General features: G+C 46.7%; 13 protein-coding genes. All 13 read right to left on the bottom strand.

Translation table 11 applies throughout. The annotated features are described in order from the left end of the window. Positions 1-94 precede the first annotated feature (94 nt). The 13 genes from murA to mraZ all read right to left on the bottom strand — a co-directional run bounded on the left by murA (position 95) and on the right by mraZ (position 17362). Positions 95-1366, bottom strand: coding sequence for a UDP-N-acetylglucosamine 1-carboxyvinyltransferase (gene murA, locus OB236_RS26715; protein ID WP_076227464.1), 1272 nt, complete (start codon positions 1364-1366; stop codon positions 95-97). A gap of 15 nt (positions 1367-1381) precedes the next feature. Continuing rightward, positions 1382-2287: a UDP-N-acetylmuramate dehydrogenase gene (gene murB / locus OB236_RS26720; protein WP_262686699.1), complete on the bottom strand. Its 906-nt coding sequence runs from the start codon at positions 2285-2287 to the stop codon at positions 1382-1384. A gap of 198 nt (positions 2288-2485) precedes the next feature. After that, complete coding sequence (locus OB236_RS26725) at positions 2486-3559, bottom strand: undecaprenyldiphospho-muramoylpentapeptide beta-N-acetylglucosaminyltransferase (protein ID WP_262686700.1); 1074 nt, start codon at positions 3557-3559, stop codon at positions 2486-2488. Between the two features lie 9 nt (positions 3560-3568). Beyond that, the gene (spoVE, locus tag OB236_RS26730) at positions 3569-4666 is read right to left on the bottom strand and encodes a stage V sporulation protein E (protein ID WP_262686701.1); all 1098 of its coding nucleotides are present in this window, start codon (positions 4664-4666) and stop codon (positions 3569-3571) included. A 55-nt stretch (positions 4667-4721) separates the two neighbouring features. Then, complete coding sequence (gene murD / locus OB236_RS26735; protein WP_262686702.1) at positions 4722-6170, bottom strand: UDP-N-acetylmuramoyl-L-alanine--D-glutamate ligase; 1449 nt, start codon at positions 6168-6170, stop codon at positions 4722-4724. 3 nt (positions 6171-6173) lie between these two features. Continuing rightward, positions 6174-7136 carry a phospho-N-acetylmuramoyl-pentapeptide-transferase gene (mraY, locus tag OB236_RS26740; protein WP_262686703.1) on the bottom strand — a complete coding sequence of 321 codons (963 nt, stop codon included), beginning with the start codon at positions 7134-7136 and terminating at the stop codon, positions 6174-6176. Positions 7137-7852: 716 nt separating this feature from the next. After that, positions 7853-9265, bottom strand: a complete 1413-nt coding sequence (locus OB236_RS26745; RefSeq protein ID WP_262686704.1) for a UDP-N-acetylmuramoyl-tripeptide--D-alanyl-D-alanine ligase — start codon at positions 9263-9265, stop codon at positions 7853-7855. Beyond that, the gene (locus OB236_RS26750) at positions 9258-10751 is read right to left on the bottom strand and encodes a UDP-N-acetylmuramoyl-L-alanyl-D-glutamate--2,6-diaminopimelate ligase (RefSeq protein WP_262686705.1); all 1494 of its coding nucleotides are present in this window, start codon (positions 10749-10751) and stop codon (positions 9258-9260) included. The genes OB236_RS26745 and OB236_RS26750 overlap by 8 nt, the downstream gene beginning before the upstream one ends. An 85-nt stretch (positions 10752-10836) precedes the next feature. Then, complete coding sequence (locus OB236_RS26755) at positions 10837-12777, bottom strand: stage V sporulation protein D (RefSeq protein ID WP_262686706.1); 1941 nt, start codon at positions 12775-12777, stop codon at positions 10837-10839. Between the two features lie 81 nt (positions 12778-12858). After that, the gene (locus OB236_RS26760; protein WP_262686707.1) at positions 12859-15222 is read right to left on the bottom strand and encodes a penicillin-binding transpeptidase domain-containing protein; all 2364 of its coding nucleotides are present in this window, start codon (positions 15220-15222) and stop codon (positions 12859-12861) included. 34 nt (positions 15223-15256) lie between these two features. Beyond that, entirely contained in the window at positions 15257-15694 is a 438-nt protein-coding gene (gene ftsL, locus OB236_RS26765; RefSeq protein ID WP_076227482.1) for a cell division protein FtsL, read from the bottom strand. Between the two features lie 100 nt (positions 15695-15794). Continuing rightward, positions 15795-16751 carry a 16S rRNA (cytosine(1402)-N(4))-methyltransferase RsmH gene (rsmH, locus tag OB236_RS26770; RefSeq protein ID WP_262686708.1) on the bottom strand — a complete coding sequence of 319 codons (957 nt, stop codon included), beginning with the start codon at positions 16749-16751 and terminating at the stop codon, positions 15795-15797. 173 nt (positions 16752-16924) lie between these two features. After that, positions 16925-17362 (bottom strand): division/cell wall cluster transcriptional repressor MraZ, encoded by a 438-nt coding sequence (gene mraZ, locus OB236_RS26775; protein WP_076227486.1) that lies wholly within the window; start codon positions 17360-17362, stop codon positions 16925-16927. Positions 17363-17387 lie beyond the last annotated feature (25 nt).

Here is a 17387-nt window from a genome sequence, read left to right on the forward strand (position 1 = left end):
CATGCTTTCACTATGTAAACCGCCGAACATCTCCGTTCTGCTAACAGAAGAGGGATATTTCAGCGGCAATGGTCATAATAATCATAGACAGTGATTATTCCGTTGGTACAGGTGTTGTTCGAAGAATGTTGGCGCCCAGAGAGCTCAACATATGCTCAATCCGATCATAGCCTCTATCAATATGATGAATCTGTTCAATGATCGTAGTTCCATGAGCGGCCAGGCCTGCTATAACGAGCGCTGCTCCAGCCCGTAAGTCGGTAGCTTCTACAGTAGCTCCATATAATCTCGGTACACCCCGAATAAATGCTGAATTCCAATCAACCCGAATATCAGCTCCCATGCGAGCCAGTTCAGCCACATGCTTGAATCTTCCTTCAAAAACAGTTTCCTTGAGGATACTTAAACCATCTGCCAATGAAAGCAGCACCATAATCTGTGATTGCAGGTCTGTCGGAAATGCAGGATAGGGGGATGTAATAATTCGCTCTATCGATTTGGATCTTGCGAGACAGCTTACGTTCATTATATCACCGTTAATCGTGATTTGAACACCTGCACGCTTTAGTACGTGGATGGCTGATGTTAAATGTGCAGGGCATACATTTTCCAATGTGATGTTTCCCCGCGTGACAGCAGCAGCAATCATAAGGGTTCCGGCTACGATTCGGTCGGGAATAATACGATAAGTACATGGGGTCAGCACCGATACCCCTTCAATCGTGATCGTGTCAGTGCCAGCGCCTATAATCTGGGCACCCATGGCGTTCAGGAAATTTTGCAGATCCTGAATCTCCGGTTCTCTGGCCGCATTGGAAATGGTCGTCATGCCCTTGGCCATAGCTGCAGCCATCATAATGTTTTCTGTTGCTCCTACACTTGGAAAGTCGAGTGCGATCTCAGCGCCTATTAACTCTTTAGCCGTACAAATGATGGTATTCCCACCAGTTTCCTCAATCGTTGCTCCTAAAGCGGCAAGTCCCCGCAGGTGTAAATCTATTTTTCTTTCTCCTATGGCACATCCGCCTGGTTGATAGACTTGAACACGACCAAAGCGTGCCAATAAAGGGCCCATCAAAAAAATCGAAGATCTCATCTGGCTCATCTGGCTTTCCGGGATGTGATAGGATTGTGCTGTGGATGAATTTACGGTTACCGTATCACCTTGATGCTCCGTACGACAGCCCAGTGCGCGAAGAATGCTCAGCATGACCTGAATATCTGACAAATCGGGTACGTTCAATATGCTAAACGTTCCTTCTGCCATCATGCCTGCTGCTAATATGGGCAGCGCCGCATTTTTCGCACCATGAATTTTGATGGCTCCCGACAGAGGTCTCCCACCTTCGATAACCAACTTTTCCAAAGTCCCACCTCCGATTTACCGCTCCCCCACCACCAGAACCTCGGTAACCAGCTTTACGCCATAAGCTTCCATGACGCACTGCTGAACATGTTCGATGAGGGTGAGCACGTCATGAGCTGTCGCTTGCCCCGTGTTGACAATGAAATTGGCATGCAGCGGTGAAACCTCGGCTCCACCGATCTTGAATCCCTTGAGACCCGCCTCTTCAATCAATCTCGCTGCAAATTGCCCAGGTGGATTGCGGAACACACTGCCTGCACATGCCAGTTGCAGCGGTTGTGTACGTAAGCGGCGTTCCTTGTAAGAAGCCATCGCTTCTGCAATCTCCTTGCGATCCCCTGTCTTCAGTCCGAATACGGCTTCAATGATAATACCCGGCTGATGATGCAAGATTGAATGTCGATAGGTGTATTCAAAATCGGCCATCTGCATGGTGACCAGCTCTCCTGTCGAAAGCAGCACTTCAGCTCTTAAAAGTATGCGTGACACATCAGATCCGTGAGCTCCGGCGTTCATGTAGATGGCGCCTCCCACTGTCCCTGGAATACCACTAGCGAACTCCAACCCGGTCAGTCCTTCCTTGCCAGTTATGACGGATAGCTTGATAAATGAATAAGCCGCACCGGCATAAACCGTCTCACCCTCAAACCGAAGTGTCTCCAGAGCGGGACCCAGCTTAATAACAACGCCGCGAATCCCTTTGTCGGCAATGAGCACATTGGAGCCGCGACCGAGAATGTTCCAGGGAATCTGATGGGCATGCATCAGCTTCACGGCATCAATTAGCTGCTCACGGTTGCGGGGGATTAACAGAATATCGGCTGGTCCTCCGATTTTCCAAGTGGTATGAGGGGCAAGGGGTTCGTTCAAAAAACATTTACCGAACGCACCGCTTTGCAATAACGAAATGACCTGTTGCATGGGAAAACCTCCTTCACAGAACTCCGGGCTTCGCAGGTAACGGCTAGCTGCCGCATTCGCAAAGAACAATTCAGTAAGCACCTCTGAACCCTATATAGGCTTGCGCTAGCTGTTTGCCGCTTCACCGAGTGTCTGTCACGGTTATAGTGTAGTTTATGTAAGATCGGATAGAGTGTGACAAATGCCCAGATCGTTTTGTCAATCTGCAGCATGAGCGGCCTTCTTGATTAGTTTAATAATAGCGTCGGTCCCATTAATATGCTTCGCTTCTTTAGCTTTTTCTACATATTTCTCTTGATTTAAATGGAGAAGCTCAATACTCTGGATTAATGTATCAGCGGTTAATTGCTCTTCAAACAAAATTTCACCGTACCCCATAGATTGAAACGAGCCTGCATTTAAAATTTGATCTCCCCGGCTTGCTTGCTTTGTCAATGGGATGAGCAGCATCGGTTTTTCCAATGCCAAAAATTCAAATATGGAGGTAGCTCCTGCCCGGGATACGACCAGATTCGTCATGGCGAGCACATCTGGCAGATCCTCATTCAGATATTCAAACTGCCTGTAGCCTCTTCTGCCTTGGAAAGCCTCATCCACATGGCCTTTACCGCACAGATGAACGATCTGATAGCTCTGAAGCAGCACATCCAGTGCAGCTCGAACAACACTATTGATTCTCTGAGCTCCCAGACTTCCTCCCATGACAAGAAGAATCGGTTTTTGCTGATGAAAGTCGCACAGCTGCAGGCCCTTCATCGCATTCCCAAGTAAAATATGCTCACGAATCGGTAAGCCCGTACAAATCGCTTTGTTCCCTTTAATATGCTTGAGAGACTCTGGAAACGTCACACATACCTGATCAGCAAAAGGCAGCGAAATTTTGTTGGCAAGGCCGGGTGTCATATCTGATTCATGAATAATTATAGGAATCCGGTTCAGCTTACTGGCCAATATGACAGGAACGGAAACGAATCCACCCTTGGAGAAAACAACGTCAGGTTTCAACTTTCGTAAAAGCCTGTAAGCTTGACCAACCCCACGAATAACATTAAACGGGTCCTTCATATTTTTGAAATCAAAATATCTGCGCAGCTTGCCGGATGCAATCGGATGAAAAGGGATTCCCTCTTGACCGATAATTTCCCGCTCAATTCCCTGCTGCGAGCCGATATATTGAATATCCCAACCCTGCAGCTTCAGCTTGGCGATAATAGCCAAATTGGGCGTCACATGGCCAGCTGAACCGCCTCCGGTGAATACAATTTTCTTCATAGCTTTCACTCACCTCGCATAGCGGGAAATATTAAGTAAGATACCAATGGAGGTCAGCATCAGTGTCAAGGATGAGCCTCCAGCGCTGATCAACGGCAAGGTAATACCAGTTACCGGGAACATCCCGATCACAACGCCAATATTGATGATCACCTGGACAGCAATCATTCCGACGATGCCCGTTGCAAGCAGGCTTCCAAACATGTCTGGAGCCGTAATCGCAGTACGCATTCCACGCCACAGAAGCAGCAAAAACAAGATCAGCACACAACCGCCACCTATGAAACCAAGCTCCTCGGCAATAATTGAGAAAATAAAATCGGTTTGCGGCTCCGGCAAGTAACTATATTTTTGCCTACTCATGCCAAGACCGAGTCCTACAAAGCCTCCAGGCCCTATAGCATATAAGGATTGAATCGCCTGATATCCTGCCCCAAGCGGATCCGCCCACGGATCCAGAAATGCTGTAATCCGCTGCAAGCGGTAAGGAGCAGCGATAATAAGTCCAACGAAGCCAACAAGCCCAGCCATGCCCAAGTAGGACAAATGCAGCAATCGGGCACCTGACGCATAAATAATGAGCAGCGCTGCACCCATCAGCACGACTCCGGTTCCAAGATCCGGCTGCAGCATAATAAGCCCAAATGCCAGTCCGACCAAGCCTAGTGGAGGCAAAAGTCCTTCCGTGAACAAGGCAATCTTATTTTGTCGATCGGTCAACAGCTTGGACAAGAATAAAATCATACCCATTTTCATAAACTCAGAAGGCTGAATACCAAAAGAGCCAATCCCCAGCCAGCTTCGCGCGCCTCCCCGAACAACACCCACACCGGGTATTAATACCGCAGCCAGCATCACAAAGCACATGATCAGAATCAAACGGGCATGCTTTTTCCACAGTCCATAATCAACGTTCATCGTGAACAGCATCGCCACAACACCAAGAACAGCGAACAAGAGCTGCCTTTTTAAATAATAGTACCAGTCACCGAATTCATGAAATGCCAGCACAGCGCTGGCACTGTAAACCATTACCACGCCAATTGTCAATAGAATCAACGTGCACATAAGCATTAGCATATCCGGAGCAGACCGCGATTTCACCATAAGTGCCACCTCTTACCCAGTAAAATGGTAGGGTAGGCTTGTATACCACCCTACTTTACAGGGTATGCACAGACTGCTTAAACATGCTTCCTCGCTCTTCGTAGGAAGTAAACATATCCCAACTGGCGCATGCGGGTGATAGCAGCACAACATCTCCTGGCTTCGCCATGGCTGCTGCCTCGCGTACGGCTTCCGCAATAGCATCCTTCGCTTGCTTGCCAGTATCGACTATTTTGATCCGACTCATGCCTGCCAGCTTGGCAATTTCCACAATTTTATACTTTGTCTCTCCAATTGCGACTAATCCCTTTACCCGCTCCTGGAAAATCTGAAACAGTTCCATATAATCAGAGCCCCGATCCAACCCACCGGCTATTAGAATGACGTCCTGTTCAAAGGACTCAATGGTCCGGATCGTAGCTGTAGAATTCGTTGCCTTCGAATTGTTATAAAAAAGCACCTCATTGTGCGTCGCCACATGCTCCAGACGATGCTCTACGCCACGGAAATTTCTAAGCTCTTCTTCAATGACAGCAAACGGTACATCGAGTGTCAATGCTGCACATGCGGCAGCAAGAGCATTTTCCACATTAAAGCTGCCCGGAATGCCGATGTCCTTCACCGCAATGATCGGATGAACGATTCCATTACGATCACGATAAACAATATGCTTGTCCTCTGACCCCTTCGATTCATTGTGTAGATTCGTTACTTCTTGCTCAACCGCAGCGTGTGCCTGTACATAGACACCATAATCCAACTGCTCTGTCATGGAAAAGAGCAGCACCGATGCTTTCACCTCAGAAGCCAAACGGCGGCAAATCGGATCATCCCAATTCAATATGGCTGTATCCTCTGCAGTCTGATTAGCGAAAAGCTTGGCTTTGGATGCGATATAATCTTCCATCGAGCCATGATAGTCAAGGTGCGTTTCGTATACATTTAATAAACAAGCGATCTTCGGATGAAAATCCTGTGTACCTTTTAGCTGAAAGCTGCTTAGCTCTACGACCATATGGTTATCCGGCTCGGCCTCAAGTGCGGCTTCAGTCAAAGCACGCCCAATATTACCTGCTACAATCGGCTTTAAGCCCGCTTTCTCCAGCATAAGGCCGATCCATGTCGTAGTCGTCGTTTTACCGTTAGAGCCTGTTATGCAGATCATAGGTGCCGTACATACCTGGTAAGCAACCTCAACCTCTGTAACAACCTCAATTCCAAGCTGTTCAGCCTTTTTCATTGGTTCTATCGTATAGGGAATGCCCGGATTTTTGACAATCAGTCTCACATCCTTATGGATCAAGGACTCGGGATGACCTCCGCAAATAACAGAAATACCCAGAGCCGTTAATTCATCGGCCTCAGGGCACTGGTCACGCTCTTTTTTATCATTGACAGTCACAATAGCTCCAAGCTCATGAAACAGCTTGGCAACAGCTACGCCGCTAAGCGCCAAGCCAAGAATTACTACCTGCTGATTACGATATGCCTGCGGATGCTTCATTTGCTATAACACCTCATTTATATAAAGTCCAATTGCCGCCAATATAATGCCAACTGTCCAAAATGTAACGACTACCCGCCACTCTGACCAGCCAACCAATTCAAAATGGTGATGGATCGGACTCATTTTGAATACGCGTTTTCCCCTTGTTTTAAAGGAAACGACTTGAATAATAACGGACAGCACCTCGACTACAAATACGCCGCCGACCACTATCAACAAAATCTCCGATTTCGTCAGCACTGCCACAAGCGCTAATCCACCTCCGATACCCAGTGACCCGGAATCCCCCATGAACACTTTCGCAGGATGTGTATTAAATACGAGGAAGCCCAGAACCGCCCCAACCATTGCAGCGCAAAAAATCGCTACGTCCGGCAGTGTACTGTTCATGGCTATAATGGCATAAGCACCAAATGCCACTGCACTGGTTCCTGCAAGCAACCCATCAAGACCGTCGGTGAAATTCACCGCATTGGATGTTCCAAGCATCATCACTGCCACGAATGGGAAGTAGAGCCAGCCCATTGAGATTGTATAATGAAGAAATGGAATTCGAACATCCGTGCTGAACCCCAGCTTGTAAAGCAGGATACAGACAATTACAGATACAATCAATTGTCCAAGCAGCTTTTGTCTGGCAGTGAGTCCCAACGAACGTTTCAAAATAATTTTTATATAATCATCCATAAATCCAACCAATCCATACCCTAACGTGGCGACCAGCAGGATGACCATCTCCGTGCTAGTGTCAGCAAAACGCAATACCGCTAACGAGAGCGCCAGCAAAATAATAATGCCTCCCATTGTCGGTGTTCCGGCTTTTTTCAGATGTCCCTGAGGACCATCTGTCCGAATTTGCTGACCGAATTTCAGCCTCTTTAATAAAGGTATGCATAATGGCCCCAAAATGACGGCAAGTAAAAAAGATGCCCCCAATGTAATCATGACCACGTTAAAATCCACAACCATTACTCCTTCCCACCCTCCGAGCGGAGGGCTCCATAGGGCTTTGCCCTCTGGACAACTTTTTTTCATATAAACTAGATAACATAGAGCTGTCGCTCTTTGAACTCACATTTTTTGCTGCCGCAAAGGGGGATTACCCTCCCAAACCCTCCCTATAGGGAGGGCTCCAAAGGGCGCTGCCCTCTGGACTCCCTTGCCGTATGCAGACTGCTCTGTTCTCGGGCCGCTTTGTTCCTATGGAACACGCTTGACTTGGGAGTTGGATTTACGATATTGGCAGACTTTACTTTATTCGGATCGCTTTCGTCCCTTCGGGACACGCTTAACTATTGGAGTTAACCTTGTTCAGAAAGCTCTTAGCTGTGAGAATCATTGTTCATATGCGCCTTAAGAAGATTACTATGTTTATTAACCAATGTAAAGCGTATTCCGTAGAAACGAAAGTCTCTACACCTATCTAATGAACGTGAAGTAGTTTTAACCCCTTTTAATGTGTGATCGAACCCTACTCTCCAACCCAAGCGTGTCCCGCAGGGACGAAAAGCGCCCCGATAAATCCAAAGTTTATATGCCATCGTACCCTACCTACCCAACCCAAGCGTGTCCCGCAGGGACGAAAGCGCTCCGAGAACACAACAGTTCGCGTACCAACCAGGGGAGTCCAGAGGGCCAAGCCCTTTGGAGCCCTCCCTACAAGGGAGGGTTTGGGAGGGTTAAACCTTTGGGAGGGTCAGCTCCGCCACGATTTGTTCCAGCTTCATTCCCCGAGACCCTTTTACAAGCACGACATCGTTCGGTGTGGCGTAGTTTGCAATTGCCTGTGCGAGCTGGCTTTTATCGTCAAAATGTGTTACACCTTCGGGGTTATAGACACGGGCAGCTTGCTCCGCTACATGCTTGGTCAATGTCCCATACGTAAAAACACGATCGATTTTGTTGGGGTCAAGCATTTGACCTATTTCCCGATGAAATTCAACCTCTCGTTCACCAAGCTCCAACATGTCGCCCAAGACAACGATTTTATGAGTGTAGCCCTGAAGCTCTTGCAGTAAATGAAGAGCCGCCTTCATCGAAGACGGACTTGCATTATAAGCATCATTCAAAACTGTCAGTCCTAACGGAGTTTTCGTAAGCTCGATACGCATTCCCGTCATTACGCTTGCTCGCAAGCCTTCGGCAATAACAGCATGCGGAATATCAAAGTACATACCGACCGCTAGCGCAGCAAGTGCATTTACCACATTATGCGAGCCAAGCACAGGAATGTAAAAATCGATGTCTAATCCGCTAATCTGAAAGTGAGTTCCAGTTGCATCCATGAGGACCCGCTCAGGTGTAAAATCATTTTCTGGCCGAGTTCCGAAGGTGACTGTGTTGAAATCTAATCCTTGCTCCGCGCCACGATGCTGCGCCCATTCTGGTAAAACCGCTTCGATCAGCGGATCATCACCGTTATATATCAACGTACCCCCTGTCTGCAAGCCTGCTACGATTTCCGTCTTCGCTCTCGCGATTTCTTCTCGAGTACCCAGCTGCAGCAGATGAGCTTCGCCGATATTTGTAATAATAGCAATTTCCGGTTCGGTAAGCTCAGACAAGAACTGGATTTCACCACGATTACTCATCCCCATTTCGAGTACAACGATTTCGGTATCCTCCTCTAACTGAAGAAGAGTGAAGGGTAACCCGATATGATTGTTATAATTACCAATCGTTTTGTGCACCTTATACGTAGTCGCCAAAACGGATGCCGTCATATCCTTTGTCGTTGTCTTTCCATTGCTTCCAGTAATCCCCACGATTCGCACATTCAACTGCGAGAGATAGGATTTTGCCAGTGTTTGCAGAGATGCCAATGTATCGTCAACAAAAATTAATGGAACGCCAGTTGGAGGATGCTCGTGATCATTTTGCCATAACGATGCAACCGCCCCTTGGCTCATAGCCTCTTCAACAAATCGATGTCCATCGAAAGACTCACCTATTAAAGGCACATAGAGATTACCCCACTGAATAGTGCGGGTATCTTTGGAAACCCCGCTAATCTGCATATCAGTTATGCTGATGTCGCTGCTAGCAATACCTTCACACATCGCTGCGATCTGGGAGTAAGTACGTTTAATCATGGCTTCTTCCCCTTATCGCTTCTTTGGCAACCAGGCGATCATCAAAATCATGCTTGATCCCGTTAATATCCTGATAGGTTTCATGACCCTTGCCCGCTATCAATACAACATCTCCTGGAACAGCGTTGGCAATCGCCAGATCAATAGCAGCTCTGCGGTCAGCTATAAGCTGATAGCGTTCGCCTGGAAAATCAACTTCCAGAAGCCCTGGTACAATATCTAGCAAAATACTTTGCGGATCTTCCTTACGCGGGTTATCAGAGGTCACATATAAATAATCACTGTACCGGGCAGCAACTTTGCCCATAACAGGTCGTTTAAGGCGATCCCGATCACCGCCACAGCCGAAGACGCAATGAATCTGACCTTCTACAAATTGGGAGATGGTAGATAGTGCATTTTCCAAACCATCCGGTGTATGGGCATAATCAACAAGAACCAGAAAGTCTTGCCCCTCATCCACAACTTCCATTCGCCCTTCAACAACAGCAATCGATTCCAGACTCTGCTTGATAGCTTCCAGTGAAATACCTTCTAGCAGTGCTGCTGTTATAGCAGCCAAACAATTATACACATTGAATTCACCAACAAGTGGAGTATGCAAATCAACGGTTCCAAGAAATGTCGTACAGCGGAAACGAGTCCCTTTGGAAGTGATTTCAATGGCCTCAGCCCGTACATCCGCGTTCTGCTTGATCCCATAGGTTATGATTTGTGCAGCAGTCAGCTTGACGAAATCCTCACTTGCCGAATCATCGGCGTTAAGCACCGCGTAATGCTGCTCTTCCGGAGCCGCCGAAAATGCATTGCCAAGTCCCGAGAATAACAACCCCTTAGAGGCCTTGTAGCTTTCCATGGATCCGTGATAGTCCAGATGATCCTGGGTTAAGTTCGTGAATATCGCAGTTCGAAAGCTGGTGCCCTTCACCCTTCCCAAATCAAGACCTTGGGAAGTTACCTCCATGATGCAGAACTCGGTTTCCACTGCCTGCATCTCAGCCATAATACGCTGCAGATTCAAGGACTCCTGTGTATTCGTTCCATTATTCGGTATCGTCCTGTCACCTATTTTTACTTCGATGTTGCTCATGAGTCCAGTCGAATGTCCTTGACTGCTCAAGATTTTTTCCAAAAGGTAGGTAGTCGTGGTTTTACCATTCGTGCCTGTTATACCGATGACTTTCATATTGCGGCTTGGATATCCATAATAGTGATTGGCGATTAATGCCATGGCGTAACGTGAATCCTTAACAATCAGCTTAGGGATATCGACATCGACATCATGCTCAACAACCAAAGCAACCGCTCCTTGCTGAGCGGCCTTGGCTGCAAAAAGATGTCCATCATCAACTAAACCTCGAATGCAGAAAAATAAATCACCCGGCTGTACTCGCCGGGAATCCATTTGTAAGCCGCTGAATACCGTTTCTTCATCACCGTCAATACGGCTAACCGCAAGCTGCGAAGCCAGTTCGTTCAGCTGCATGAGCTTCCCTCCATTTTTTACACATGGTATCTATTATGGACAAAAAAAGTGCTGCTGAAAAGCCTCTTTTTTAAATTGTCGTTATTTAATTACTTACTTGAGGAGGAGGAGCAGTTTCCGATAAATAAATGCGGATCGTAGAGCCTTGCTCCAGCTTGGCACCTGCCTTCGGAACCTGATTGACCACATAGGAGCCAACCCCTGATTTGGCAAGCAGGAAGTTCGAATTCAGATTTTCATATATATCCGTAATGCTCATTCCAATAACATTGGGAACCTCAACCAAACGGGTATCGCCATATACGTATTTCTTCTCCATTTGGTCCTTTCGCTCAGGCACCTGCATATAACGAAGAGTGTCCTCCATAATACTTTTGACAAGAGGAGCTGCTATCAAGCCACCGAACTGAAGTCCTTGCGGATTATCCACGGCGGCATAAACAACAATTTTGGGATCATCGGCAGGTGCAAATCCTATAAAAGAAACGATATGATCCGTTGCGGAATAACGGCCATTAACAACCTTTTGCGCTGTTCCGGTTTTCCCGCCAACCCGATAGCCTTCAATAAATGCATTGCGTCCGGTTCCGTTTGCAACCACACTTTCCAGTGTTTCTCTAACCTGCTTGGAGGTTGCTTCCGATATAACCTGCCTGACCAGCTCCGGTTGTACCTGATCAATCATCTGACTGCTGCCCGGCTGATACCAGCCTCTTGCAACAAATGGCTTGAAAAGCTTCCCCCCATTGATCGCTGCCGAAACCGCTGTAATCTGTTGAATTGGAGTTACCGATACCCCTTGACCAAATGCTGTCGTAGCTAATTCGACCGGGCCGACACGCGACATTTTGAACATAATACCATTCTCTTCGCCACCGAGATCAATCCCGGTTTTGGTACCGAAGCCGAACTTCGAAATATAATCGAACAGCTTTTCCTTACCAAGCCTCTGGCCCATTACAACAAAACCGGGATTGCATGAGTTTTCTACGACTTGCAAGAAGGTCTCGCTTCCGTGACCGCCCCGTTTCCAGCATCGCAATCTCGCACCGGCAACCTCAATGTAGCCAGGATCATAAAAAGATTCATTCAAATTAACCTTTTTCTCTTCTAAAGCAGCTGCCAATGTAATAATTTTGAAAGTCGAGCCAGGCTCATAAGTCATCCAGATCGGCAGATTACGGTCATAGCTCTCTTTGGGAAACTCACGAAAACTGCCGGGATCGTAACCGGGTCTTCCTCCCATCGCCAGGATTTCACCGTTATTCGGATCCATCACGATAGCAATTGCATGCTCCGCCTGATATTTCACCATGGCCTGATCAAGCTCGCGCTCCAGTACGGATTGAATATGGCTATCCACAGTCAGCTGCAGATTCATCCCATCGCGTGGTTTCACATAAGCGTCTGTTGAATTTGGCATTTGCCTGCCTGCTGCATCAGCCAAAAATGATATGCTTCCACCCAATCCGGTCAAAGGTTTATCATATTTTAATTCTATGCCCGTTAGACCTTGATTATCAATGCCGGTAAACCCAAGAATATGTGCGGCAAGTTGTCCAAAAGGATAGTACCGCTTATTGTCCTCTGCAACCACGATACCCGGAAGATTCAGAGAACGAATTTCCTGAGCCTTTTCCTGAGTAATCTTCCGGCCTCCCGGTTGGATACGTACAATTAATTGCCTTTGTGTAATCTGTTTAAGCAGCGCCTCCTCGTTCAGCTGAAGCGTAGAGGCAAGCTGGGCTGCTACAGACTTGGCATCTTTGATTTGTGCCGGAATGGCCATTACCGTTGGTGAACTGATATTATAGGCAAGCTGTACCCCGTTTCGGTCCAGAATCTCACCCCGTTTGGCTGCAAAAGGAATATTGCGGCGCCACGAATCCTCAGCTTTTCCGGATAACTCCGGCCCTAACCATATTTGAACAAAACCAAGCCTTATGATCAAAGCTATGAACAAAAAAGTGCCAATAATAAGTGCCACAAATAGTCGACGACGAACCGTAGTTTGAGTTGCTTTCATGACTGTCCGTTCCCCTCCTGAAATAAATCTGGGACTGCTTCATATCCAGATTATTCAGGACAAACAGTGGTTAGAACAAGCCTACCTCGCTGGAGGGTCGTTTTTTTTGGCAGAACCTTCATTAATCTTGGTCGATTCTGCCGTTTTGACGGGATTATTGGGTTTGACTGATGTTACCTTCTTATCCGTCTTTGCTGGCGTAGTAGCAGCTGGTGCAGCAGGAGCTTCCACATCAGAAGACGGGCCCTGCAGCAGTTCGCTGTATGGCTTAAGCTGTAAAACAAGCTGCCTGGCATCACTGTCTCCAGCTAACGATTGAGATGAAACATAGCCCTCGCCTACGGATTGACACTTCACTTTAATAAATGTACATACTTCCAGAGCATCCCGTAATGATTTGCCTGTCAAGTCTGGAATAGGCAGATCGCCGCCTTCTTGCAGTACCACATAAATTCGTTGAGCAGAGCTGATATCGGTCCCGACCGGTGGTGATTGTGCGATAACTTTACTACCTTTTCCAATGCTTTCGACGATTACACCAAATTTATTCATCACATTTTTAGATTTCTCAACGGTTTGGCCAGATAGATCGGGCATCAACATATCTTCAACCTTCTCCGCTGCTTTCATTTGCTGGGTATTGGAAGGCACGCCCATATAACGCAGGGTCTGCGACACAATTTCTTTAAAAGCTGGAGGTGCTACCTCACTGCCCCGATGATAATCGCCTCCGAGATCTGGTTCATCCGCAATAATCGTTACAAGAATTTTTGGATTTTCCACAGGTGCATACCCTATAAAGGATACAACCCACTTGCCATCCGCATAGCCTTTACCGCCAGGTTCAACCTTGTTGGCTGTTCCCGTTTTTCCTGCGACACGATATCCCTCGATAAAAGCATTACGTCCTGTTCCGATAGCCTGATCGCTAACCACCTGCTCCAGATATTCGCTTACCTGCTTGGCAGTTCGCTCGGACACAACCTGCCGAATCACTGTTGGCTCGAAGGTCTGAATCACTTCCTTGGTCTTCGGGTTCACAATGTCTTTCACTACATGCGGTACCATCAGCTTACCGCCATTGGCAATCGCTGCATATGCCGATGTTTGTTGTATCGCAGTTGTCGTCAAACGTCCTTGACCATAAGTAGCCGTTGCATAATCAGAAGGGTATTTCATCGCTACGATACCAGGAACCTCCCCTGGAAGATCAATCCCTGTTTTAGCTCCAAAGCCAAAATCTTTGATATATTTCTCAAGCTTTTCCTTACCTAGCTTCTCATAGCCAAGCTTAACAAAAGCGACATTACTTGAGCGCTTTAATCCATCCAGATATGAAATTTGCCCCCATCCGACAATATTATGGTCATGTAGGATCCGCCCTGGCACTTGAATAGCCCCCGACTGATACTTATCTTCGGGAAAGAACAAGTTTTCCTCTACGGCTGCAGCCAACGTGACAATCTTGAAGGTCGAGCCTGGCTCGTACTGAGAGGCCACTGTATTATTGATAAAATCACTTTGGTTTTTGTTGTCCCAGTATTTGTTGGGATTAAAATCAGGAGTACTCGCCATCCCCAAAACTTCCATCGTTTGCGGATCAACAGCTATTGCCGTCAAGCTTTTAGGGTGATACTTGGCATTCACTTTCTCGAGCGCGCTTTCAATATAGAACTGGATATTTTTGTCGATGGTGAGTCTAACGTTGCTGCCATCCACAGCAGGCTGGTAATTAACCTTGGCATCCGGAAGTTCGACTCCGGTTCGATCCTTTTCATAGCTCCTGTTTCCGGGAATACCTTTAAGAAAGCTGTCAAAGCGAGACTCCAGTCCTGTTAAAGCTTTACCCTCTTTATCCGTATAACCAAGCACATGAGAGGCAAGCTTGCCGCCTGGATAAAACCGTTTTTGTTCCTTTTGCAGATAGATCCCGACATTCTTTACGTTTGTCTGATTTTTGAGCGTCTCCACAAAGGTTTTAACCTGTTCGGCAACCTCTGTATCAATTTTCCAGCCCTCATTGCGAATTTCTACTTGTGTCATCAGGGTCATCTGTTGTGTCTTTTCATCAAGCCTTTTTTTGTTGAGCAGCGTTCGAATCTTTTCTTCTAAAGCCGAAATAGTTGCCGGATCATCCGATGTTTTCAACAAACCTGCCAAGCCTTTAACGACACTTTGCTCCAATTGGTATTTTTGAATAATAATCGGATTCAAAGCAATCGTATAGGCAGGAGAATCCTCGGCAAGTACCTTGTCATTGCGATCCACAATCGCTCCTCTGACAGGGCGAAGCACATCCTCCTTGGCCCATCTCTCCTGGGCTGATGTCAGTAAACCGGCACCCTGCACGACCTGAACCCAATATAATCTGCCTACTATTGCAACAAAAAAGAGGGTGAACAACCCTCCAATGAGTAATGATCTGAGCTTTACTTTTTTTGTCATTTCGACTCCTCTCTCCCATTCATATCATAAATGATTAAGGGGCGATATCCGTCGTTTTTTGATTCACTGCAGTCGCATTAGATGGAGCTTTTGGTTCTTTAAGGGACACTTTGCTAATCTGTTTGTCTTCAGGTGGGACCAAACCAACTTTGGTAGCTTCAGTTCTTAGACGATCCGGACTCGATAAAGCTTCCACTTTATGCTTTAACACACTATTCTCCGCCTGCAGCTTTTGAATGTCGGTCTCGAACTTCAAAATCTTTGTGTTCATTTCATAGATTTGCGCATAGCGCCAAATAATCAGGCTGGCCACCGCTACGCAGACCAGTACCGTGAATAAATAGAGCAGCTTCTCCTGAACCGGAAGTGATCTGTTACGGTAAACGACCCTCTTGGTTTCCTTAACTGTAACCTTTTCTTTCTGGGCGGGACGTGGTTGAGTTGCCGAACTTCCGTGCATGTATGCAGGCATTGAGATATTTCCTCCTTCACTAAGTAAAGTATTTGATATAGAAAACCTCTATCGAGGCCCATTCGACGTAAATTTGAGCAGCAGCTTTTTCATGTTAACCCTAGCTATGTAGTTTTTCAGCGATTCTTAGCTTGGCTGAACGTGATCTGGAGTTTTCATCCAGTTCTTCAACACTAGCTTCTATAGGCTTACGGTTAATAAGCTTCACAATTCCTTTGGTACCGCAAACACATATCGGAAAATCACCTGGACATGTACAACGCTCAACATATTTGGCAAAGGTTTGTTTGCAAATTCGATCTTCCAGCGAATGGAAGGTGATGACTGCCACTCTACCTTCAGGCGCCAAGCAGCGAATCGATTGCTCCAACGCTTCTTCAAACACACCCAGTTCATCGTTAACAGCTATACGCAAGGCCTGAAAGCTGCGTTTGGCTGGATGAGGTCCATTACGTCTTGCTGCTGCAGGGATACCTTCCTTTATTAGCTCAACAAGCTGACCCGTCGAATCAATAGGACCTTTAGAGCGTGCCGCAACAATCTTTCCGGCAATACGCCTTGCAAATTTTTCTTCTCCGTATTCAAACAAAATACGGATGATTTCCTGCTCTGGCCAGTCATTTACAATGTCTCTTGCAGTCAATTTCGCAGTACGGTCCATTCTCATATCCAGCTCAGCATCATGGTTGTAGCTAAAGCCACGTTCCGCTTCATCGAGTTGAGGAGATGAAACGCCCAGATCAAACAAAATCCCGTCAACCTGCGGTTGACCGCTTTTCGTAACTCGAGGATCGAGCTTCAGCTGTTCCTCCAAAAAACGAAAATTACTTCGCACCAGCTTGACCCTATCCATCAGAGGCGCAAGTCTTTCTTTGGCATTATCCAAGGCTGCATCATCCTGGTCAAAAGCGATCAACAATCCCTCGCTGCTCAAACGAGAAGCAATTTCGTAGCTATGTCCAGCACCGCCTAGTGTGCAATCCACATAAATGCCATCTGGCTTAATATTCAATCCGTCTACAGCTTCTTGCTTCAATACAGTAATATGATGAAACATCGTTACCCTCCTCAGAGTTTTGCGCAGCAAAACTTACTTCGTAAGCGTTACTGAGTTATGCTTGGCAAAACTTACTCCGTAAGTATGACTGTGTTTTGCTAACATAACTTACTCCGTAAGCATTACTGAGTTTTGCATAACAAAACTTCGTAAACATGGTTTGTTTTCAATGGCTAGAGATCGAAGTTAAAATCAACAAGCTTTTCGGCTATTTCGTTGAAGGAATCGCTCGATTGCTGGAAATAGTTTACCCATATTGGCTTGCTCCAAATCTCAACACGATTGGAAACACCGATAACGACGCAATCTTTATCCAATTTGGCATATTCAACAAGGTTATTTGGTAAATTAATTCTGCCCTGCTTATCCAATTCACATTCTCCGGCACCGGAGAAAAAGAACCGACTAAAGGCACGGGCGTCCGACTTCATGAGTGACAAAGATTTCAGCTTTTGCTCAAGCACCACCCATTCTTCCATAGGGTATACAAATAAGCATTGATCCAAGCCTCGAGTGACAATGAAGGTTGTTCCAAGGGATTCGCGAAATTTAGCTGGCACAATGATACGACCCTTTTCATCGATGCTGTGCTGAAATTCGCCCATGAACATATACCTTCACCCCTTTTCACCACTT

The sequence above is a fragment of the Paenibacillus baimaensis genome, assembly GCF_025567575.1.